19 protein-coding genes are annotated in these 21,077 nt (G+C 67.5%); 12 read left to right on the forward strand and 7 right to left on the reverse strand.

Going from position 1 to position 21,077, the window contains the following annotated elements:
- Positions 1–32: 32 nt before the first annotated feature.
- The 3 genes from WC815_01825 to WC815_01835 all read right to left on the reverse strand — a co-directional run bounded on the left by WC815_01825 (position 33) and on the right by WC815_01835 (position 3,920).
- Complete coding sequence (locus tag WC815_01825) at positions 33–1,760, reverse strand: transglycosylase SLT domain-containing protein (protein MFA5907493.1); 1,728 nt, start codon at positions 1,758–1,760, stop codon at positions 33–35.
- 65 nt (positions 1,761–1,825) lie between these two features.
- Entirely contained in the window at positions 1,826–3,634 is a 1,809-nt protein-coding gene (locus WC815_01830) for an aldehyde dehydrogenase family protein (protein MFA5907494.1), read from the reverse strand.
- 4 nt (positions 3,635–3,638) lie between these two features.
- Positions 3,639–3,920 carry a BMC domain-containing protein gene (locus WC815_01835; protein MFA5907495.1) on the reverse strand — a complete coding sequence of 94 codons (282 nt, stop codon included), beginning with the start codon at positions 3,918–3,920 and terminating at the stop codon, positions 3,639–3,641.
- A gap of 51 nt (positions 3,921–3,971) precedes the next feature.
- Between WC815_01835 and WC815_01840 the strand changes: the two genes are divergently transcribed.
- The 11 genes from WC815_01840 to WC815_01890 all read left to right on the forward strand — a co-directional run bounded on the left by WC815_01840 (position 3,972) and on the right by WC815_01890 (position 14,680).
- Positions 3,972–4,850 carry a hypothetical protein gene (locus WC815_01840; protein MFA5907496.1) on the forward strand — a complete coding sequence of 293 codons (879 nt, stop codon included), beginning with the start codon at positions 3,972–3,974 and terminating at the stop codon, positions 4,848–4,850.
- A 3-nt stretch (positions 4,851–4,853) separates the two neighbouring features.
- Complete coding sequence (locus tag WC815_01845; GenBank protein MFA5907497.1) at positions 4,854–5,531, forward strand: lytic transglycosylase domain-containing protein; 678 nt, start codon at positions 4,854–4,856, stop codon at positions 5,529–5,531.
- Between the two features lie 87 nt (positions 5,532–5,618).
- Entirely contained in the window at positions 5,619–6,827 is a 1,209-nt protein-coding gene (locus WC815_01850; protein ID MFA5907498.1) for a type II secretion system F family protein, read from the forward strand.
- A gap of 19 nt (positions 6,828–6,846) precedes the next feature.
- Positions 6,847–8,508 (forward strand): GspE/PulE family protein, encoded by a 1,662-nt coding sequence (locus WC815_01855; GenBank protein MFA5907499.1) that lies wholly within the window; start codon positions 6,847–6,849, stop codon positions 8,506–8,508.
- Positions 8,505–9,458, forward strand: a complete 954-nt coding sequence (pilM, locus tag WC815_01860) for a pilus assembly protein PilM (GenBank protein MFA5907500.1) — start codon at positions 8,505–8,507, stop codon at positions 9,456–9,458. Before WC815_01855 ends, pilM begins: the two co-directional genes overlap by 4 nt.
- Before the next feature lie 2 nt (positions 9,459–9,460).
- Entirely contained in the window at positions 9,461–10,114 is a 654-nt protein-coding gene (locus WC815_01865; protein MFA5907501.1) for a hypothetical protein, read from the forward strand.
- The gene (locus WC815_01870) at positions 10,111–10,713 is read left to right on the forward strand and encodes a GspMb/PilO family protein (protein MFA5907502.1); all 603 of its coding nucleotides are present in this window, start codon (positions 10,111–10,113) and stop codon (positions 10,711–10,713) included. The genes WC815_01865 and WC815_01870 overlap by 4 nt, the downstream gene beginning before the upstream one ends.
- Positions 10,703–11,257 carry a hypothetical protein gene (locus WC815_01875; protein MFA5907503.1) on the forward strand — a complete coding sequence of 185 codons (555 nt, stop codon included), beginning with the start codon at positions 10,703–10,705 and terminating at the stop codon, positions 11,255–11,257. Before WC815_01870 ends, WC815_01875 begins: the two co-directional genes overlap by 11 nt.
- Positions 11,258–11,277: 20 nt before the next feature.
- Positions 11,278–13,788, forward strand: coding sequence for a hypothetical protein (locus WC815_01880; GenBank protein MFA5907504.1), 2,511 nt, complete (start codon positions 11,278–11,280; stop codon positions 13,786–13,788).
- Positions 13,788–14,255, forward strand: a complete 468-nt coding sequence (locus WC815_01885; protein MFA5907505.1) for a type II secretion system protein — start codon at positions 13,788–13,790, stop codon at positions 14,253–14,255. Before WC815_01880 ends, WC815_01885 begins: the two co-directional genes overlap by 1 nt.
- A gap of 11 nt (positions 14,256–14,266) precedes the next feature.
- Entirely contained in the window at positions 14,267–14,680 is a 414-nt protein-coding gene (locus WC815_01890; GenBank protein MFA5907506.1) for a prepilin-type N-terminal cleavage/methylation domain-containing protein, read from the forward strand.
- 163 nt (positions 14,681–14,843) lie between these two features.
- On the opposite strand, the gene WC815_01895 is transcribed toward WC815_01890, so the two are convergent.
- Entirely contained in the window at positions 14,844–16,214 is a 1,371-nt protein-coding gene (locus WC815_01895; protein MFA5907507.1) for a PKD domain-containing protein, read from the reverse strand.
- A gap of 127 nt (positions 16,215–16,341) precedes the next feature.
- Between WC815_01895 and WC815_01900 the strand changes: the two genes are divergently transcribed.
- A complete protein-coding gene (locus WC815_01900; protein ID MFA5907508.1) occupies positions 16,342–17,154 on the forward strand; it encodes a type II secretion system protein in 813 nt (270 codons plus the stop codon).
- Between the two features lie 3 nt (positions 17,155–17,157).
- On the opposite strand, the gene WC815_01905 is transcribed toward WC815_01900, so the two are convergent.
- Genes WC815_01905 through WC815_01915 form a run of 3 tightly spaced genes read right to left on the reverse strand, consistent with a single transcriptional unit; the run spans position 17,158 to position 21,026 of the window.
- Positions 17,158–18,186 carry a serine hydrolase domain-containing protein gene (locus tag WC815_01905; GenBank protein MFA5907509.1) on the reverse strand — a complete coding sequence of 343 codons (1,029 nt, stop codon included), beginning with the start codon at positions 18,184–18,186 and terminating at the stop codon, positions 17,158–17,160.
- A 2-nt stretch (positions 18,187–18,188) separates the two neighbouring features.
- Positions 18,189–19,631 carry a sodium:solute symporter gene (locus tag WC815_01910; GenBank protein MFA5907510.1) on the reverse strand — a complete coding sequence of 481 codons (1,443 nt, stop codon included), beginning with the start codon at positions 19,629–19,631 and terminating at the stop codon, positions 18,189–18,191.
- A 15-nt stretch (positions 19,632–19,646) separates the two neighbouring features.
- Positions 19,647–21,026, reverse strand: coding sequence for a family 10 glycosylhydrolase (locus WC815_01915; GenBank protein MFA5907511.1), 1,380 nt, complete (start codon positions 21,024–21,026; stop codon positions 19,647–19,649).
- Positions 21,027–21,077: the final 51 nt, after the last annotated feature.

Here is a 21,077-nt window from a genome sequence, read left to right on the forward strand (position 1 = left end):
AACGGCGGCACTGAAGTGCCGCCCTACTGGCACTACTGCTGGGTGTTGGCGACGGCGCCCGGCGAGCGGACGACCAGGCGGTCGCCGACATTCAGCTTGGTGCCGCGCATCTTGTTCCAGTTCCGGAGTTGCGCCACGGTGGCGCCGGTCTTGCGGGCAATCGCCGACAGCGTATCGCCGGCCCGCACGCGGTAGGTCCGGGCCGTCGGCTCGTCCGCCACCGCGAGGGTCTCCGCCAGCACATCCTCGACCGCCGCTTCGGCCGCCTTTTCCAGATCGCCTGACGCCACCCGCGCCAGCAGGCTGGACGAAGGCATGCGCGGAATCACCAGCTTGGCGCCGGTGGCGACGCGCGAAGTCACGCGCAGGTAATTCGCTTCCGCCAGGTCGGTGCGGTTCACGCGCAGCTTCTTGGCAATCAACGCCAGCGTCTCGCCCTTCTTCACCGTATGCCACTGCATGGCGTTCAGCTGGCCGGGCGCCGACGCCGCCAGGCCGTCACGCACGCGATCGGCGGTGCCGTGCGGCACCTTGATCGAATACTGGCCCTTCTTCACGGGCGTGGTCCAGCGGCGGAATTCCGGGTTGAGCTTCTGGATGTCGTCCACCGGTACGCCGGCCCACTCCGCGACGCGGCGCAGGTCGAGCGCGGGCGGCGCCATCACCGTTTCGGTCGGCGCCGCCACAATCGGCACGATGTCGAAACCGTACTGCGCCGGGTTCTTGGCGATGATTACGGCCGCCAGGATCATCGGCACGTAATCGCGCGTCTCGCGCGGCAGGAACTGCGTGGTCGCGCTCAGTTGCCAGAAGTCGTTCTTGCGGCTGCGCGTCAGCGCCCGCTTCACGCGGCCGGGCCCGCCGTTGTACGACGCCATGGCCAGATGCCAGTCTTCGAAGGTCCGGTACAGCGTCTTGAGGTACTTCGCCGCCGCCAGCGTGGCCTTCTCGGGGTCCGCGCGTTCGTCGAGGTACCAGTCGGCCTTGAGGCCGTTCTCGAGCGCGGTGCCGCGCATGAACTGCCACACGCCGCGGGCCTTCGCGCGCGACAGTGCCGACGGCTTGAACGCGCTCTCGATCAGCGGCACGTAGGCGAGGTCCAGCGGCAGGCCCTCGGCCCGGAACGTGGCCTGGATCATCGGCAGGTACTGCGCGCCACGCGCCAGCCCTTCCGTCAGGAATTCCCGCAGACGTCCCTGGAACAACTCCACGTAGCGCAGCACGCGGTCGTTGGTGGGGATGGGAATGTCGTGGCCGGTGGTCTCGAGGTCAGCCTCGACCGTTTCCGCCGTCGCCAGCGTCGGCTTGGCGGTGTCAAAGGTCTCGATGGCCAGCAGGGTGTCGATCGAGGCCGGCTCGGTCCGGGTTTCGGTGAAGCCGTCGCCCTTGGCCAGCGCGTTCTGTTCGAGCACGCTGATGCGATCCACGAGCCGGTCGAAGTGCTCGCGCATCCGCGCATCGGTCCGCGCGCCGTCTGGCGATTCCAGCAGGATATCGAGCGACCGGTCGAACTCGCTCCTGGCCCCCTCGAGGTGGCCGAGCGTCAGTTCCCTCTGCCCGGTGGCGAAATGGCGATCCGACTCGGCAATCAGCAGCGCTACAGGATCAGGACGCGCCGCCGCGACGGGAGCCTGAGTGACGGTGGCGACTGGCGGTTGGGGAACGACCTTGGCCGTCTTTGCGCCTGAGCCACTGACACATCCCGAAAATATGGATGTGCAACACAGGAGCACGATGGGGAGGTGAGTCTTGCTCAGCATTCGGGGGACGAGGATACCGAGGCAGGGTAACACGCGACCAAGTTTGGGGTCAAACTTGTTGTGGCTCAGCTGTTTACAGAAGGCCAGCCGGCGTGGAGGAACACCTTCGCCGCCTCGCCGGCATCGCGGGCGGACGGAGTGACGATGGTTCGCTCGCCAATCAACAGCTTTCGCCCATCGCGAACGGCCAGCCGAACATCCTCTTCACAAACAAACTTCTCGGGCTCGCCAGCCGGTGCCTCGGGTGCCTTGGGCCCGCCTTCGCGGCCGTAGGCCGCTTCCACCTTCGCTGAAGCTCCGGCGGACAGGTCGGCGAGGTCTCGCCGCAGCTCGCCTGCTTCCCGGCGAGCGGAGGCGGATGCCACGCCTGCCGGTGCCAGACCGCGGGTGGCCAAAAACCTGTCGATTCTGCTGGTTAGCGCGTCAGCCGAGATTGATTCCGGTTGTGGCTTGGATGGCGCTTTGGGCAAAGCTGGTGCGCTTGGTGCCGGCGCCGGATTCGCCGGGCGCAGTTCGTAAGCGACCCGCTTGATGTTCAGTAAGTGCTTTGGTGAGATGTTGTCCGACGTGATATTGCCGCCGAAACCGCCGCACCCCAGCGTCATCGCCGGATCCAGCCCCGTCGTCATGCCAATCGACCCGTGCGTGGTGGGCGTGTTGACGCAGATGCGGTAGGCCGGCTTGTGCAGGCCGAACTCGAGAATGACGGCGTCGTTCTGCGAGTGGATCGACATGGTGTGGCCCATGCCTCCGTACTTCAGGATCTGCTTGCAGCGCTCGCAGCCCTCGCGCCAATCCTTGACGATGTAATACGAGAGCACCGGGCAGAGCTTTTCAATCGACAACGGAAACTCGCGGCCCACCCCTGACAGCTCGGCAATCAGGGCGCGCGTGCCGGCCGGCACCGTGACGCCGATCTGCTGGGCTATGAACGCGGCCGACTTGCCGACAAACGCCGGGTTGGGCAACAGCTGCGGCGTGACCAGCACCTTGGCGAGCTTTTCGGCATCCGCGGGCGACAGGAAGTAGCCGCCCTGGTCCTTGAACTGGCGCCGCGCTTCCGGCTCCACGGCCTGATCGACGACGACGGAGTTGGGCGAGGAGCAGAGCACCCCATTGTCGAACGACTTGCCGGTGAGGATGTCGCTGGCCGCCTTGCGCACATCGGCGCTCGACTCGATGTAGCAGGGGGCGTTGCCCGGGCCCACGCCGTAGGCGGGCTTGCCCGCGCTGTAGGCCGCGCGCACCAGGCCCATGCCGCCGGTGGCGAGGATCACCGACACCTCGCGCGCCTTCATCAGTTCTTGCGTGCCTTCGAGCGTGACCGTGTTCATCCAGCCGATGGCGCCGTCCGGCAACCCGGCGCGGCGGCCGGCCTCGTTCATGATGTCGGCGGTGCGCGTGATGCAGCGGGCGGCCGACGGGTGCGGCGTCATCACCACGGCGCAGCGCGCCTTGATCGAGATCAGGATCTTGTAGATCGCGGTGGACGTGGGATTGGTGGACGGAATAACGGCGGCGACCACGCCGAACGGCTCGGCAATCTCGATGATCTTGCGGTCTTCAATCCGGTTGATCACGCCCACCGTCTTCATGGGCTTGATGAAGTCGTAGACCCGCTGCGAGGCAAACAGGTTCTTCTGGATCTTGTCGCTCACGACGCCGTAGGTCGTCTCTTCCACGGCGAGCCGGGCCAGGGCCTCGGCATGGGGCGTCACCGCCGCGGCCATGGCCTCGACGATGCGATCGATCTGGTCCTGGGAAAACTCGGCAAGCGTGGCCTGCGCCAGCTTGGCGCGGCGCGCCAGCGCGCGCGCCTCGGCGATCGAGGCGAGATCCTTGTCGGTTTGGGCGGGTGAAGCGGCGGCGGCCAAAGCCTTAAGCCTTAGGCAGGATTCTTTCGACTTCGGCGTGCGGCCTGGGAATTACGTGCACCGACACCAGTTCGCCCACCCGGCGGGCGGCGGCGGCGCCGGCGTCCGTGGCGGCCTTGACCGCGCCCACGTCGCCCCGGACGAGCACCGTGACGTAGCCCGCGCCGATGTATTCCGTGCCGATTAACACCACATTTGCGGCCTTGACCATGGCGTCGGCCGCCTCCACCGAGCCAATAAAGCCCTTGGTTTCGACCATGCCCAGTGCGTCTCGTGGAGTGTCCATCGGAATGGAGTGCATGATATTCTCGTTCGACAACCTATGCAACGGAGAGACATGATCAGACGATTGCGGACGACGGCTGTACTGGTGACCTTGGCGGTGACGCTGGCGGGTTGCGGGCAGCCGGAAGACACGACACCCCCGGTCGGGACCCTGCAAGTGTCCCTGTCGCGCTCGAAAGTGGCGCTCGGCAGCCCGGTCGAGGTCACCTACAAGTTCACCGCGGCCGCCAGCGCCCCGAACCTCGGGCCGCGCCGCGTGTTCGTCCACTTCCTCGACGCGGACGACGAGTTGATGTGGACCGACGACCACGAGCCGCCGACCCCGACCACCGAGTGGAAGCCGGGGCAGACGGTCGAGTACTCGCGGACCATGTTCATCCCGAGCTATCCGTATGTGGGCGCCGCCAAGGTGGTGGCGGGCATCTACACGCCCGGCAGCAACGAACGGGTCAAGCTGACCAACGAGGATCGCGGCGACCGTTCGTACAAGGTGGTGGACTTCGAGCTGCTGCCGCAGACCGAGAACATCTTCGTGATCTTCAAGGACGGCTGGCACCCCGCGGAAGTGGTGTCGGAGGGCACCGGCCGCACCGAGTGGCAGTGGACCAAGAAAGAAGCGACCCTCTCGTTCCGTAATCCGAAGCGCGACGTCGTCCTCTTCCTGCAGGTGGACAACCCGGCGACCGGCCCGATTGCGGCGCAGCAGTTGACCATCAACATCGGCGACCAGGTGCTGACCACGGTGCCGCTCAGCGCCACCGAGGCGCCGGTGCGCAAATACACCATCACCGCCGCCCAGTTGGGCCAGGGCGACATGGTCGAGATGAAGTTCATCGCCGACAAGACCTTCGTGCCGGCGCTCGAAGCCTCGATGAAGAGCGGCGACCCGCGCGAGCTCGGCGTCCGCGTGTTCCACGCCTTCGTTCAGTAACCGATGATCAGGATCTTCGCGCTGGCCGCCCTGGTGCTGGTGTTCGCGAACGCCGCGAGCGCGGAGATCCTCGTCTTCAAGACCGGCCGTACCATGTCGGTGCAGTCGTACCGCGTGGACGGTGAGATGGGCACCGCGGTGCTGCGCGCCGGCGGGGAAGTGACATTCCCCGCGGCCATGGTGACGCGCGTCGATCCCGACGAAGTGCCGTATCCGGCGCCCGCCGCGGAGGCCGCTGACGCACCGTCGGCCGTCGCGCCTCTGGTGGTGGCCGCGACCGCGCCCGGCGTGGCCGACGACGTGCTCGCGGCCCGGCCGTTCGCCGACCTGATTTCCACGGTGGCGGCGTCCCACGACATCGACGCGCGGCTAATCCACGCCGTAATCGAGCAGGAATCCAACTACCAGGCCCGCGCCCGCTCGAGAAAGGGCGCCCGCGGGCTGATGCAGCTGATGCCGGCCACGGCCCGGCAGTACGGCGTCCGCAACGCCTACGACCCCAAGTCGAACCTCGAGGCCGGGGTGCGGCACCTCAAGGACCTCCTGAGCCGCCTCGAACTACCGACCGCGCTGGCCGCCTACAACGCCGGGGAAGCCACGGTCCGCCGCTACGGCGGGCTCCCGCCCTTCCCGGAGACCCAGAACTACGTTCGCCGGATCCTGCAAAGGGCCGGACGCTAGCTAGACCTTTCGGCCGCAACGGTCGTCTAAAGGGTGGGAATACAGGTCCCATTTCCTTATAATCCCCTGTGGGTCAATCTGTTAGGGATGGAATACCGCTGCCGCCTCGGCACCAATTCGGGCGAGATCATCGAGGGCGTCTACGTCGCCCAAAGCGAAGCTGCCCTCAGGCGTGAGCTCGAGGAGAAGGGGATGCACGTCCTGTCGCTGCGCCCCCGGCTCGGCATTGGCAGCCTCTCGTTCACGTCGAACCGCAAAATCCACCGCCACGAGTTCCTGGTCTTCAACCAGGAACTGGCCACGCTGCTGAAGGCGGGCATGCCGCTGGTGCAGTCGCTCGACATCTTGCGCACGCGCCTCACCAATCCGTTGTTCAAGTCGGTGCTGGACGACGTCCACGAGAAGGTCAGGAGCGGCACCGCGCTGTCGGACGCCTTTGCGGCCCATGGCGAGTTGTTCCCCAACGTCTACACCGCGTCGTTGATGGCCGGCGAGCGCGCCGGCAACCTCGATGCGGTCCTGCGCCGCTACGTGGCGTACTCGAAGACGGTAGACACGGTCCGCTCCAAGACCATCTCGGCGATGATCTACCCGCTGATCCTGATCGGGCTGGCCGTGGTGCTGGTGTCGATCATCATCGTGAAGGTGGTGCCGACGTTCTCGGACTTCTACCTCAGCTTTGGCGCCGACCTGCCGCTGTCGACCCGCGTCATTGTCGCGGTGTCGGACGTGATCCGGTCGCAGATGTTGCTGATTGCCCTCGTGCTGGGCGGCGGCATCGCCTTCTTCTGGACCTGGGTGAGGCGGCCGGGACACACCTCGAAGATTGATGCCTTGCTGCTGAAGCTGCCGTTTGTCGGCGGCAGCTTCCACAAGTTCGCGACGTCGCAACTGGCGCGGACGCTGGCGACCCTGCTCGGCGGCGGCATCCCGCTGGTCAACGCGCTCGAGATCGCCTCGCGCGCCGCCGGCAACCGTCACATGGGCGAGGAGCTGGCGATTGTCGTCACCCGCGTCCGCGAGGGCCAGGGGTTCGCGGCGACGATGTTCGAGCGCAAGACGGTGCCGGACGTCGCCATCAAGATGATCGAAGTGGGCGAGTCCACCGGCGCGCTCACCGAAATGCTCAACAGCCTGGCCGACTTCTACGACGAAGAGATCGACACCGAGGTGGCCCGCTTCGTCACGGTGATCGAACCGGCCATGCTGATCTTCATGGGCATCGTGATTGCCACCATCGTGCTGGCGTTATACATGCCGCTGTTCAACCTGACCTCGGTGATCGGGAACAGCTGATGGCGGAAGGATCCTGCACGTGGACGTAACCCCGGACGACACGCTCGACCCCGACGCCCTGATCGAGGAGCCGTCGGCCGCGACGGTGTCTGCGGAAGAGCGCAACGCCGAAGAAGCGGCGGCGCGCCGGCTCGCCGAGCGCTATCGGCTGGAATTCCTGAGCATGCACGAGTTCCGGATCGACCAGGAGTTGTTCCGGTCGATTCCCGCGGACCTGATGCTGCGCTACGGTTTCGTGCCCTACCGCCGTGACGGCCGCTCGCTGGTCATCGTCGTCTCGGACCCGAGCGACCTGCCGATGATCGACGAGCTCGGCGTCATCCTCGGCACGCCGGTGCGGGTGATGGTCGGGGCGCGGTCGGCGATCGAGGGCATGCTGAAGAAGAGCGAAAGCTCGCAGCGCGTGCTCGACGAGGCGACCGAGGAATTCCAGATCCAGGTCCTGAAAGACGACGACTCGGGCGACGACAACCTGACCGTCGAGCGGCTGACCAGCGACAGCAGCCCGATCATCCGGCTGGTGGACTCGACCATCTACACCGCCATCCAGCGGCGGGCGAGCGACATCCACATCGAGACGCAGGACGACGCGGTCTACGTGAAGTACCGCATCGACGGCGTGCTGCAGTCGGCGATGCGGCCGATCGCCAAGCGCTTTCACAGCTCGATCCTGTCGCGCATCAAGGTGATGGCGGAGCTCGACATCGCCGAGAAGCGGGTGCCGCAGGACGGCCGCTTCCGCCTGCGCGTGCCCGGCAAGACCATCGACTTCCGGGTCTCGGTGATGCCGAGCGTGCACGGCGAAGACGCGGTCATTCGTATTCTCGACAAGCAGTCGATGAGCGAGCAGTTCACCGAGCTGCGCCTCGACATCCTCGGCTTTCCGGAAGAAGAGCTGAAGCGGTTCCGCAAGTACATCCGCGAGCCGTACGGCATGGTGCTGGTGACCGGACCGACCGGCAGCGGCAAGACCACCACGCTCTACGCCGCGCTCGCGGAAATCCGGACCATCGAAGACAAGATCATCACCATCGAAGACCCGGTCGAGTACCAGTTGAAAGGCATCACGCAGATCCCGATCAACGAGAAGAAAGGCCTGACCTTCGCGCGCGGCCTCCGCTCGATCCTGCGGCACGACCCCGACAAGGTGATGGTCGGCGAAATCCGTGACCCCGAGACCGCGCAGATCGCGATCCAGTCGGCGCTCACCGGCCACCTGGTGTTCACCACCGTCCACGCCAACAACGTGTTCGACGTGCTGGGCCGCTTCCTCAACATGGGCGTCGAGCCCTACCAGTTCATCTCCGCGCTCAACTGCGTGCTGGCGCAGCGGCTGGTCCGCAAGATCTGCGAGGCGTGCAAGGCGCCGGTGGTCATCGACCCGGCGCTGCTGGCGGAATCGGCGATCGACCCCGAGGTGGCGGCGAAGCACACCTTCTACGAGGGCGCCGGCTGCATCGAGTGCAGCGGCACCGGCTTCAAGGGCCGCATGGCGATTTGCGAATTGCTGGACCTGACCGATCACATCCGCGAAATCATTCTCGACAAGCGGCCCATCTCCGAAGTGAAGCGCGCGGCCAAGGAGCAGGGCATGCGCCTGCTGCGCGAGTCGGCCGTTGAGCGCGTGCTCAACGGCGAGACCACGCTCCGCGAGATCAACAAGGTGACGTTCGTCGAATGAGCTTCCGCGCACTCTTTCAAACCCCGCCCCCCGACGTGGCCATCGAGATCGATCACGCGCACGTGGGCGCCGCGCGGCTGGTGTGGCGCGGCAACCAGGCGGTGGTGGCGGCGCACGCGCAGGAGGCGCTGCCGCCCGGCGCGGTGGTGCCGGCGCTGACCGCGCTCAACATGGCCGACGTGCCGCTGGTCGCCCAGGCCGTCGGCCGCGTGCTCGCCGAGCTCGGCAACCGGCCGTCGCGGGTGGCGCTGGTGGTGCCCGACACGGTGGCGAAGGTGTCGCTGCTGAAGCTGGAGAAGGTGCCGGCGAAGTCCGCCGACCTCCACGAGATTGTGCGATGGCAGATCCGCAAGGCGGCGCCCTTCCCGATCGAGCAGGCGGTGCTGAGCTTGTCGCCCGGCGCGGTGGCCCCCGACGGCGGCCGCGAGATGGTGGTGTCGCTGGCGCGGGCGGACGTGATCCAGCAGTACGAGCAGGCGTGCCTGATGGCCGGCGCGCACGCCGGGCTGGTGGACATCGCCTCGTTCAGCGTGATCAACGCGATTCTGTCCGGTGAGGGCGCCCCGTCCGGCGACTGGCTGCTCGTGCACGTCACCGATACCTATCTCACGCTGGCGGTGATGCGCGATCAATCGCTGCTGTTCTTCCGGCATCGCGGCGAGGAAGCCGAAGGCACGCTGGCCGACCTCATTCACCAGACCGCGATGTACTACGAAGACCGCCTGCACGGCGGTGGCTTCGGGCGCGTCCTGATCGCCGGCGGCGCCCGCTTGCCGGGCGGCGCCGAGAGCGTACGCCGGGGGCTCGAGGAACGGCTGCGCATCGGCGTCGAGTCGGTGGACCCGCGCGGCGCCGCCACGCTGGTGGACCGCATTGGCGCGTCGCCCGAGCTGCTCGACGTGCTGGCGCCGCTGGTCGGCATGCTGCGCCGCGAAGGACGGGTGGCGTAGCCATGCTCCACACCAACCTGTCAACGCGGCCCTTCTACAACACCCGCGGCGTGCGCGCCGGGGTCGTCGCCATTGCGGTGGTGGCCGTCGGGCTCACCGTGTTCAACGCGGTGGAACTGTGGCGGCTGCAACGCGACAACCGCGAGCTGAGCCAGACGGTCAACCGCAATGAGGCGGAGGCGCGCGACCTGCGCCAGAAGGCGCGCACCGTCCAGCAATCGATCGACAAGACCCAGCTCGCCCTGGTGGACGCCGCGGCGCGTGAGGCCAACCAGCTGATCGATCGGCGGGCGTTCTCGTGGACGGAGCTGCTGAACCAGTTCCAGGCGACGTTGCCCCCGGACGTGCGGATCGTGTCGGTGCAGCCCCAGATCGACGATGTCGGCCGCCTGCTGGTGGCGATCACCGTGCGGTCGCGCCAGCAGGAAGACCTCGACAGCTTCATCGAGGCGCTGGAGAAGACCGGCGTCTTCAAGGACGTCCTGTCGCGGCAGGATTCGGCCAGCGCCGAAGACGGCACCCTGTTGTCGGTGCTGCAGGCCTACTACGGCGCGCCGGCCCCGGCGGCCATCACGCCGCCGGCGGCGTCTGAACCTGGCAGGGAGGCACCGGCCAACCGGACGGCGGCGACCGTGGTGGCGGGAGGGCGGCCATGAAGGCGCTGTTCGCCGCCGCGAGTGACGTGCCGCTGGCGCGGGTGCTGACCGAGCATCGCCGCGTGCTGGTGCCGCTGGCCGTGCTGCTCGCGATCAACATTGGCGTGCTGGTGGGCGCGGTGCTGCCGCTGCGCGGGTCGGTGGCCAGCGGCGGCGCGCGGGCGCAGGCCTCGACGCAGGCGCTGGCGGAGGCGCGCGCCGAGCTGACGGCGGCCGAGGCGACCCGCGATGGGCAGGCCCAGGCGACGCGTGACCTCGACCGGTTTTATCGCGAGGTGCTGCCGGCCGACGTCAGCGCGGCGCAGCGTCTCACGCATTCGAGGCTGGCGTTGCTGGCGCGGACGCACGACGTGGTGTTCCTGCAAAGTTCGACGGCGCCGGAGATCCTGCGGGACTCCGTGCTGGAGCGGCTGTCGGTCAGCTACACGCTGACCGGCGACTGGGACGACGTGCAGCAGTTCATCCACGCCATCGAGACGATGCCGGAGTTCGTGGTGATCGACAACGTGACGCTGTCGGAGGGCGGGGATGCCAGCGCGCCGCTGGCGCTGACCCTCGATGTGTCCACGTTCTACCGCGCGAGGCGCGATGCTCGCTGATCGGCGCCGCTTGATGATCGGCGGCGCGGTGGTGCTGGTCCTGGCCCTGGCGGTGTGGAGCCAGTGGGGCTCGGCCACGGCGGGCGCGCCGGCGGGAGCAGCGGCCCGGGCGCGGTCGCCGCGTGCCGAAGCGGCCCAGGCGCCGGCGCCGGCCGTGAAGCCGTTGCGGTTGGAGGCGCTGACCGCCGGGCGGAGCGAGCCGAGCGGTACGGCCCGGAACCCGTTCCGGTTTCAGCCGAAAGTGGTGGCGCCGCCGCCGCGTCCGGTAATGCCGGCGCCGGGCGAAGCGGCCAGGCCGGTGGCGCCGCCGCCGCCGTCGGGGCCACCGCCACCGCCGCCGATTCCGCTGAAGTTCATCGCGCTGGTGGAGCGGGCCGACGGGGTGAAGTGGGCGGTGTTGAGCGACGGGAAGGTCACGATGTACGGCAAGGACGGCGATAACATTGACGGCCGGTACCACATCGTGAAGATCGGCGCCGAGTCCATCGAGCTGACGTACCTCGATGGCCGCGGCCGCCAGGTGATCCGGTTGACGGGGCAGTAGGGCGAATGATGATGAGGCGATTGGCAGTCGGTATCGTGTTGGTGGCCGTGGCCGCCGTGTTGGCGGCCGGGTGCGCCACCGGACGCGCGTTCGCCCGCGGCGAATCGGCGGGTCAGGCCGGCGACTGGGAGTCGGCGGTCGGCTTCTACCGGCAGGCGCTCCAGGACGAACCCGACCGTCCCGACTACAAGATTGCGCTCGAACGGGCGATGGTCGCCGCCGCCGCGATGTACACCGAGCGCGGCCGGCAGTTCGAAGCCGCCGGCCAGCCGGAGGAAGCGCTGCGGGCGTATCGCAAGGCGCAGGAGTTCGAACCGTCGAACCGGACGCTTGGCGCCAAGGCCGCCGAGATCGAACGCATGCTGCGCGACCGCATCGAGGCGGCCACGCCGCGGCCCGAGATCGAGAAGATGCGCGCGCAGGCGCGCCGCAGCATCGAGCCGGTGCTCAGCCCGACCAACCCGGAGCCGTTGATCGTCAACCTGATCAACACCAGCCTTCGCGAGATCCTGAGCTTCATCGGCAACTACAGCGGCATCAACGTCACCTTCGATCGCGACTTCCAGGACCGCTCGATCACGCTCAAGCTCGAAGGCGTCTCGCTCGAGCAGGCGCTGCAGCAGATCATGATCTCGAATCAGCTCTTCTACAAGGTGCTGAACGAGCGGACCATCATCGTTGCCGCCGACAGCACGCAGAAGCGGACGCAGTACGAAGACCAGGTGATTCGCACCTTCTTCATCTCCAACGCCGACGCGACCGAGATGTCGCAGCTGCTGACCGCCCTCATCCGCGTCGCCGGCATGGCGATTCAGCCGCAGATTGTCGCCAACAAGACGGCCAACACCATCACCATCCGCGCCACCGGGCCGGTGGTGCAGATCGCCGAGCGCATCCTCGAAGCCAACGACAAGCCGCGCGCCGAAGTGTCGGTGGACGTGCAGATCCTCGAAGTGAGCCGCGAGCGGGCCAAGAGCTACGGTCTTGACCTGGGGAGCTACTCGGCCGCCCTGAACTTCTCGCCCGAGGCCGCGCCGGGATCGGACGCCAAGCCGTTCAACCTGAACACCATTTCCCAGGGCGTGAGCACCGCCGACTTCTACCTGTCGGTGCCGTCGGCGGTCATCCGTTTTCTCGAGAGCGATTCGCAGACCAAGGTGCTGGCCAAGCCCAACCTGCGGGGCACGGAAGGGCAGAAGCTGTCGCTGAACCTCGGCGAAGACGTCCCAGTGCCGAGCACCACGTTCACGCCCCTCGCCGGCAGCGGACCGGGGACCAGTCCGCTCACGTCGTACGGCTACCGCACCATCGGCATCATCGTCGACATGACGCCGCGGGTGACCTACGACGGCGACATCATCCTGGAGATCAGCGTCGAGAACAGCGCGCGCGGGCAAGACACCAACATCGCCGGCCAGAACCTGCCGTCGTTCTTCTCCCGCAAGGTGCAGACCAAGCTGCGCTTGCGAGACGGCGAGTCGAACCTGCTCGCCGGCCTGCTGCGCGAAGACGAGCGCCGGTCGCTGAAAGGCTTCCCGGGCATCTTGCGGTTGCCGATCGTGAAGCAGCTGTTTTCGGCGAATGATAACAACATCAAGCAGACCGACATCGTCATGCTGCTGACGCCGCGGATCGTTCGCACGCACGAGTTGCGCGCGTCGGACCTGAGCCCGATCTACATCGGCACGCAGAGCAACATGACGTTGGGAGGACCGCCGGCCGTGATCGGCGGCGACGCTCCTCCGGCGGCTGCCGCACCGGCACAGGCGGCGCCGACCACGCCTGGCGTGGCGCCTTCACCGGCGGCCGCCGGCCAGCCCGCGGGCACGCTGCCCGCCGCCGCGCCGGTCCTGCCCACCGGGACGACGCAGCGGCCGGTGGTGCCGCCGGGCAGTTCACCCATCCCGGGAATGGTCACGCCGCCATCGGCACCGGCGGCAGCGGCGCCAAGCAACATCCAGGTGTTCTCACCGCCGCCGGATGCGCCACCTGCACCGGCCCCGCCCGCCGCGGCCGCGCGGGCGATACAGCCCGCGCCGCTTGCGGCCGCCGCGCCACCGACCGGGCAGCCTGGAACCGCGGCGGCGACGCCGGCCGCGACTCCGGCACAACCGGCGACACCGGCGCGAATCACGTTGAGTCCGCCGAGCGAGATGCGCGTGGGGAGCGGGCCGTACACCGTGCCGATTTCCGTCGCCGGCGCTTCGCGGCTGTCGACGTTGACGATTTCGATCACTTACAACCCGGCCCTGGTGCGGGTCCGTAGCGTCCAGGAAGGCACCTTCATGCGGCAGGGCGGCATCACCGCCGCGTTCAGCAGCCAGGTGGACGAGAAGAGCGGGCGCGTGGACCTCGTGATCACGCGGCCCGGCGACCAGACCGGCGCCTCGACCGCTGGCCTGCTGGCGGCGCTGCTGGTTGAGCCCCTCGCGGCGGGTACCGGGTCGTTGTCGGTCACCGGTTCGGCCAGCGTTCCCGGCGGCGGCAACGCGCCGCTGCAATTCCTGCCTGCGGGCATCACGGTCCGGTAATGATGGCGCGCGGGTTCTCCTTCGTCGAGCTGCTGGTGGTGATGACCATTGTCATCATCATGGCCTCGGCGGTGCAGCCGCTCGCGAAGGTGACCATCCAGCGCGGGCGCGAGGCCGAACTGCGGCGCGTGTTGCGCGAAATGCGCACGGCGATCGACAAGTTCAAGGACGCCGCCGACGCCGGCCAGATCCCGACCACCGAGCTCAAGGCCAACAGCGAGGGCTATCCGCCGGACCTGCAGACGCTGGTGGACGGCGTCTCGGTGGCCAACGACGCGACCGGACGCAAACTGAAGTTCCTGCGCCGCGTGCCGGTGGACCCGACCATGCGTGACGAGGAGTGGGGCCTGCGGGCCTACCAGGACAAGCCCGACTCGACCAGCTGGGGCGGGCAGAACGTCTACGACGTATATTCCAAGAACCAGGGCACGGCGCTCGACGGCACCAAATACCGCGACTGGGATTGAGAGAGCTCACAGTGAAAGCCAATACTCCACGCTGGCGGCGCTCGCGCGGGTTCACGATCATCGAACTGCTGGTGGTGATGACCATTCTCGTGATTCTCGCGAGCGTGGGCATGACGCAGTACCGGAACAGCGTGCGGCGGGCCGAAGAGGCGACGCTGAAAGAGAACCTGTTCCGCATGCGCGACGCCATCGACCAGTTCTACGCCGACAAGAACAAGTACCCCGCGGACCTCGCCGACCTGGTGTCGGAGGGCTACATCCGCGAAGTGCCGACCGACCCGCTGACCAAGTCGAAAGACACCTGGACGACGACGCAGGCCGAGCCGGACGCCAACAACCCGGCGTCGCAGGTGGGCATCTACGACGTGAAGAGCGGCTCGGAACTGACGGCGCTCGACGGCACGCGCTACGCCGATTGGGATTGAGCGGATAGGGGCTGATCGGATGTAGCGTCCGGCTTCTTGACCCGCCGTAGCCTTGGCGGAGGCGGTTAGCCGGATCGGGTCAACGTGAAATAGCAAAAGGGCCAGGGTGCGAATCGCACCCTGGCCCTTTGCTGTTGGCGAACGCGTGTTCGTTGAACGTCAACTACGGAATGATGTCCACCGCAACTTGATGCTGTCCAACATTGCCAGCCGTATCGGTGACCCGCGTTGTGAGCGTCGTTCTGCCTGAGCCCAGGAAGGTGTAAACAAACTGGCTTCCGGTTGCACCCGAATACAGGATCGTGCCGTCGGTCATGGTGACGACCACGCTCGAGATCGGCGCTCCGCCCGTCCCGGGAGTTGCGGTCACCGTGAACGTCGCTGGGACATTCCGCGTGAGAGGCGTCGGAACCGTCAGGCTCGCTGTTGGCCCTGAGCCCCGGCTGATCACGATGGCTGCCGAGGATTGCCCCTGCTGGCCGCTCGCATCCGTGACTGTCGCGGTGACGGTGTAACCGCCTTCGCTCGCGTAGGTCTTCGTGAACCCAGTGGAGCCGGTAATCGCGCCGAACGTCCGCGTCGTGCCGTCACCGAAACTCACGGTCACGCCAGTGATCGGCTGGTTGGGAGTGGCCGGTGGCGCGACCGACATCGCGACGGGAACCCCCGCCGTGCCGGTCAGCGGAACGGTCAGGGTGATGATTGGCAGGACGCGATTGACAACGAAGGTGATCGCGGCGGTGCCGCGCTGCGAATTCAGGTCGGTCGCGGCGGCGGTCATCGTGTAGTTGCCCGGTGCCGTGTAGGTGTGCGATGCCGATGTCGCACCGGTAACGCTGCCGATGGGTTGCTCGCCTGAACTGTCCCCCCAATTAACGGTGACGTTCTGGATTGGACTCCCGCCAGTGCTGACGGTTGGGGTGATCGTGCAGTTCACGGAGACGCCCACCGACTGTGTGGCGGTGCATACCGAAATCACAACCGTCGGAGCGGTGAGCGCCGTGACGGTAAACTCCCCCGACTTGCCGGCGACATTGGCGGTCACCTTCGTCGTTCGGTTCGTCGTCAGGGTGACGCGGCCATCGCCATTCGCGTCCGTGATCGCGGAACTGGAGCTGAGCGAGCCTTGATCGACCGTGAAGCTGATGGGGGTGTTTGGCAGCGCGCTGCCGCTCGCGTCCAGGACGGCGGCAATCACGGTGACGGTGCCGCCGGTTTGAGGAATGGTCGCCGGTTCTGTCCGCACGGTCACGCGCTCGGCGGCCGCGCCGCCTACCTTGACTTCGACTTCTGTCGCTTTCGCGGCCCCCGAAAACGCGCCGATCTTGGCGGTGCCCGATCCGGTGCCCGTGAATATCGTTTTCGCAACGCCGCCTACCGTCGCCGCCTCAGCCGGAGTGAAGTGGCCGAACGCGCCGACGAAAGTGACCATCGTGCCGTCATGTACTGCAGTGCCACCGGACTCGATCACCGCGGCGGCGACTTGTGCCGTACCATTGATGGGGATAGAAGTGTTGCTTACCGTCAACGTCACGGTCGAACCCGTCGGCGAGGTCAGGGGTACCTTGTCGCATGCCCACAACGAGCACACGGCGAGCAGGACCAAAAGGTGGAGCGGGCGTAAACGTGACACTGGATGGACTGTTAAGGATAATAGACTCATGAAGTTAGCGGGTCAAGGCTTGCCCGCCGTGTCGCGGGTGCGACGCCTGGGCGAGTCGCGGGGTTATGCGATGGCCGCTTTGCTCGTCGCCATGAGCGTGATGGCCGTCCTGATGGGCGCGGTGCTGCCCGCCTGGACGACCCTGGCGACGCGCGAAAAGGAGCAGGAACTGATCTTCCGCGGGAACCAGTACGCCCGTGCCATTGGCCTGTTCCAGCGAAAGTTCGCCAATACACCGCCGCCGACGATTGACGTGTTGGTTGAGCAACGGTTTCTCCGCAAGAAATACAAGGATCCGATTACCAACGACGACTTCCAGCCGATCTACGCCAACCAGGCGGGCCAGGCCGTGACCGCGCCCGGGGGCGCCAGCCGGCCAGGCCAGACTGGCGGCACCGGCCAACCGGGCAGTGCCAGACTGAGCACGCCCGCGCAACAAGGGTTGCAGCAGGGCTTCGGCAGCACCGGTGCGACCGGGGCCGGCGGCATCATCGGGGTCACCTCGAAGAGCAAGGAAACCTCCCTGAAGCTCTATAACGGCCGCGACAAGTACAACGAGTGGGCGTTCGTCTACCTTCAGACGGCACAGCGGCCCGGAGGGCCGGGTCCTGGGATGCAGCAGCCCGGGGCGATGCCGGGGCAGCAGTCGGGACAACAGCAGCGCCCGGGCGCGTTCGGCATGCCTTCAGGATCGTCTGGCCGTCCGGGGCCGCCCGGCGGCGGCCCGCCGAGCCCGTTCTCGCCGTTCCCCGGCGGCGCCCCGCAACCTAACCGTCCGCCCGTGCCGGGGCCGCGCACGCCGGGTCAATAGCGCCTAGACCGAAAGGTCCTCGATCACCGCGTCGTGGAGCGCGCGGCGCGCCTCCTGGATCCCTTCGCCGTCGCGCGAGGGGTGCACGCGGTTCGAGAGAAACGCCACATACAGATCCTGCGCCGGATCGATCCATAACGACGTGCCGGTGAACCCGGTGTGGCCGATCGCTCGAGGCGACAGGCGCGTGCCGCAAGACGAGGTGTGGAGCATCGTGTCCCAGCCGAGCGCGCGGGAACTGCCCGGCGTGTTGCTCTTGCGCGCGAACGCCGGCAGGTCGGGACACGCGAGCCACCACCGCGCGCACGCGCCGACGGCGGCGGCGGTGCCGAACAGGCCGGCGTGGCCGGCGACACCGTCGAGCGCCGCGCAGTTCTCGTCGTGCACCTCGCCGCGCCGCTCTTCGCCCTGCGGCGAATCCTCTGTCGGCGCGATGCGATCGAGCCACCCGGCTTCGGGTCGAAACGCCAGCTCGAGATTCGGACCGAGCTCGCGCGCGCGCCACTGGTCAAAGAGCCGATCGAGTGGATCGCCGGCGGCGTGTTCCAGCGCGAAGCCCAACAGCATGAAGCCCGGATCGCTGTAGACCGACTGCGTGCGGGGCAGGTAGTCGAGCGGCTCTTCGCAAATGGCCAGCTCGAACGACGCCCGGCCATGGCGTTGATCCCAATAGCGCCGGTGGCCCGGCAGCCCCGAGCAGTGTTCGAGCAGATCCTGGATAGTGACCCGTTGGCGGTCCTCCCCGGTCCATGCCGGGATCCAATGCCGCACGCGATCGTTGAGCCGCATGCGTCCGCCCTTCACTTCCGCCACCATCAGCGGCGTCGATGCCAGCACCTTGGTGAGCGAAGCCAGGTCGTAAATGGTGAGTGGATCGACCGCGCGTGAATCAGCAGCGTAGGTCAGCGAGCCGCGGACCACGGTTGCGAGGGGACCGTCGGAGCGGCCGATCTCGACCACCGCGCCCGGACACACCCGCGCCGCGATCGCGTGGTCGAGCACGGCGGTGGCGCGCGGGAAGTGAGCCGTCATGGTCAGGCGCGCGGCGACGCGGCCGGCGGCGCCACCCTCGACATGGCGAACGCCACCACGCAGGTGGTGACCGCCCCGATCAGGACATACCAGGTGAACGCCACCGGCGTGCCCCACCACACCGCCGTCATCACCGCCAGCCCGGCGAGCATGCCGGTAAAGGTGTCGCGCTCGCTCACCGACGGCGCCAGCGTGCCGAGCAGGAAGGCGCCCAGCACCGAGCCTGATGCGAACGACAGCACCGCGAGGCCGGCGTCCAGCACCGACCGCTGCATGAACTGCGCGCCGATGGCCACCGCCAGTTGCACGATGCCCCAGCCGACCGTGGCCAGCTTCGACATCCGCATCTGCGTGGCCTGGTCGGCCGACGGGTTGATGTAGGGCAGGTAGAAGTCGCTGATGGTCGTCGCCGCCATGGCGTTGAGCGACGGCGACAGCGCGGCGGCGACGATGGCGGCGACGATGAAGCCGGCGAGCCCGTTCGACAGCTCGCTGACGACGAAGATCGGCAGGATCTGATCGGTGCGCGAAAGCGATTGCGGGACCGGGACCTGCAGGTAATACGCGTAGAGCATCACGCCGATCAGCAGGAACAACACGAACTGGGCAAAGACGATGAAGCCGCTCAGCACGAGGCCGCGCGAGGCTTCTTTGGCGCTGCGCGCGGAAAGCAGGCGCTGCACGAGGTACTGATCTGTGCCGTGGGTCGAGAGGGTGAGGGCGACGCCGCCCAGCAGGCCCGCCCACAGGGTGTAGGCCTTCGACAGATCGAACGAGGCGTCGATCACGGCGAAGCGGCCGGTCTCGCGGCCGACGCGGACCACTTCGGCCCAGCCGCCGTCAATGCGGTTGAGCAACGCGACCGCCACCGCGATGGCGCCGGCCAGGTAGACGAACATCTGCACCACGTCGGTCCAGATCACCGCCGACACGCCGCCGCGCATCGTGTAGACGATCATGGCCGCGCCCAACAGGAGCACGACCCAGGTCACCGGCACCTGCGTGACGATGGAGATGACCAGGGCGGTGGTGAACAGGCGAATGCCGTCCGCCAGCGATCGGGTGATGAGGAAGATCACCGCCGCCAGCGTCTTGACCTTGGTGCCGAACCGCCGCTGGAGCAGCTCGTACGACGTGAACAGCTCGCGGCGAAAGTAGGCGGGGATGAAGAGGATGCTGACCAGGATGCGGCCGATGATGTAGCCGAGCGCCAGCTGCAGGAACGTCATGTTCCCGCCGTAGGCTTGCGCCGGAATGCCGATGAAGGTCAGCGTGCTGGTTTCGGTGGCGACCACCGTGAAGCAGATCGCCCACCAGGGCACGCTGCGGTCGGTGAGGAAGTAGTCGCGGGTGGTCTTCTGGTAGCGCGCGAACCAGGACCCGAAGGCCGTGATCGCGAGCAGGTAAACGCCGATGACGGCGTAATCAACCGCGGAAAGCGTCATGGAACCAGACGCAGTCTAGTCTGAACCAGCTCCAAACGCGGCGCGGCCCAGTTCACTCAGGGTCCCGGCGCTGTTCGGCGGGGCGGTCAGCGCGTCGTACGAGAACAGGATGATGCCGGCGGCGCCGAGCTTGCGCGCGGCGGCGATGTACTGGACGGTTTGCGCCGGGCTGAGGTGATAGGCGCCGATGCCGGCCCACACCGGAACACTGCCGGCGTAGTCCTTCGCCGCGGCGATCTGTTGCTGGAACACGCCGGCCTCGCTCGTGTAGGCCATCGGGCACAGCACGTCGAGGAGCGACTGGTCGAGCCAGGCCCGCCAATCCTGCATCCGCGAGTCGGCGGCCAGCCGCGCATCCGGCACGACGGCGGCGCTGACGATCACGCCGGGGCGCGCCGCCTTCACCGCGGTCCGCACTTTCACCACGAGCTCGGTCAGCCCGCCGCGGCGGAACTCGTTCCAGCGCTCGGCAAACAGGTTGGGATAGGCCGCCGGATCCAGCACTTCACGCGCGGCCGCCTGGCGGCGCTCCTGGTCGGTGAGGTCCGGCAGGATCGTGCTCTTGAAGAGCTCGATGGCCGAGGGGCTGTAGTCGAAGTCTTCGTTCGGGAAGCGGACGTAATCCAGGTGCACGCCGTCCACCGCATACTTCTGGACCAGCTCGCCAATCACCGCCGCCGCATGCGACTGCGCCGCCGGATGGACCGGCGAGGTGTAGAGGCCTTCAACTTCGGAGGCATGCGCGCGGGTCCAGCGGGCCAGGCGCCCGAGGTAGGCGGGACTGCGCACGTCCACCTTCTTCATCTCGGCGGCCAGTTCGCGCGGGACCATCAACCATTCAGGCGCGCGGTAGATCACGTGCTCGCGCGACGCCGGCAGGCTGACCGAACTCGACACCAGGTTGACGGCGACCCAGGCGTGCACCTTCAAGCCCGCCGCGTGGGCGTCTTCGAGCACGGCCGCCAGCGGATCGAACGACGGTCTGGCCGCGAGTTCGGCGGCCCGCGGTTCAATCGCGCCGCTGTAATACGAATCGCCGCGCCCGCGCACCTGCACGAACAGCGTGTTGAAGCCGCCGGCTTCGGCGGCGCGCACCATCTGGTGAATCGCGTCGGGAGAGCTGAGCGTGGTCCGGGTCACCCACAGCGCGCGGGTTTCCGCCTTCGCGCTCGGCGCTACGGCGGACAGGTCCGCCTTCGCCTGAAGGGCTACGGTGGACAGGTCCACGTTCGCGCTTGGCGCGACGGTGGACAAGTGCCCGGGAGCGACGGCGGCCGTGCGGAACACGGCGGTCGCCACCAGGGCGAGCACCGTCAGCCAGGACGCGTGTCGTCGGCAAAGGCGCGCCGCGCCAGAGGCGGGACGCGCGACCACGGGGGAGGTGGTGCGCAGCATGGGGAACACAACAATTTAGCATGCCTCCGGCCTGCCGTGGCCGTGGCCCGG

This window comes from Vicinamibacterales bacterium (assembly GCA_041659285.1).
Taxonomy (GTDB): Bacteria; Acidobacteriota; Vicinamibacteria; order Vicinamibacterales; family UBA2999; genus 12-FULL-67-14b.

Coding starts and splice junctions, on each gene's coding strand:
- WC815_01835 (MFA5907495.1), bottom strand. CDS start 3,920: ATGGACACTCCACGAGACGCACTGGGCATGGTCGAAACCAAGGGCTTT.
- WC815_01910 (MFA5907510.1), bottom strand. CDS start 19,631: ATGACGCTTTCCGCGGTTGATTACGCCGTCATCGGCGTTTACCTGCTC.
- WC815_01915 (MFA5907511.1), bottom strand. CDS start 21,026: ATGCTGCGCACCACCTCCCCCGTGGTCGCGCGTCCCGCCTCTGGCGCG.
- WC815_01875 (MFA5907503.1), top strand. CDS start 10,703: ATGCTCGCTGATCGGCGCCGCTTGATGATCGGCGGCGCGGTGGTGCTG.
- WC815_01885 (MFA5907505.1), top strand. CDS start 13,788: ATGATGGCGCGCGGGTTCTCCTTCGTCGAGCTGCTGGTGGTGATGACC.
- WC815_01900 (MFA5907508.1), top strand. CDS start 16,342: ATGAAGTTAGCGGGTCAAGGCTTGCCCGCCGTGTCGCGGGTGCGACGC.
- WC815_01845 (MFA5907497.1), top strand. CDS start 4,854: ATGATCAGGATCTTCGCGCTGGCCGCCCTGGTGCTGGTGTTCGCGAAC.
- WC815_01840 (MFA5907496.1), top strand. CDS start 3,972: ATGATCAGACGATTGCGGACGACGGCTGTACTGGTGACCTTGGCGGTG.
- WC815_01850 (MFA5907498.1), top strand. CDS start 5,619: ATGGAATACCGCTGCCGCCTCGGCACCAATTCGGGCGAGATCATCGAG.
- pilM (MFA5907500.1), top strand. CDS start 8,505: ATGAGCTTCCGCGCACTCTTTCAAACCCCGCCCCCCGACGTGGCCATC.
- WC815_01870 (MFA5907502.1), top strand. CDS start 10,111: ATGAAGGCGCTGTTCGCCGCCGCGAGTGACGTGCCGCTGGCGCGGGTG.
- WC815_01825 (MFA5907493.1), bottom strand. CDS start 1,760: ATGCTGAGCAAGACTCACCTCCCCATCGTGCTCCTGTGTTGCACATCC.
- WC815_01865 (MFA5907501.1), top strand. CDS start 9,461: ATGCTCCACACCAACCTGTCAACGCGGCCCTTCTACAACACCCGCGGC.
- WC815_01905 (MFA5907509.1), bottom strand. CDS start 18,186: ATGACGGCTCACTTCCCGCGCGCCACCGCCGTGCTCGACCACGCGATC.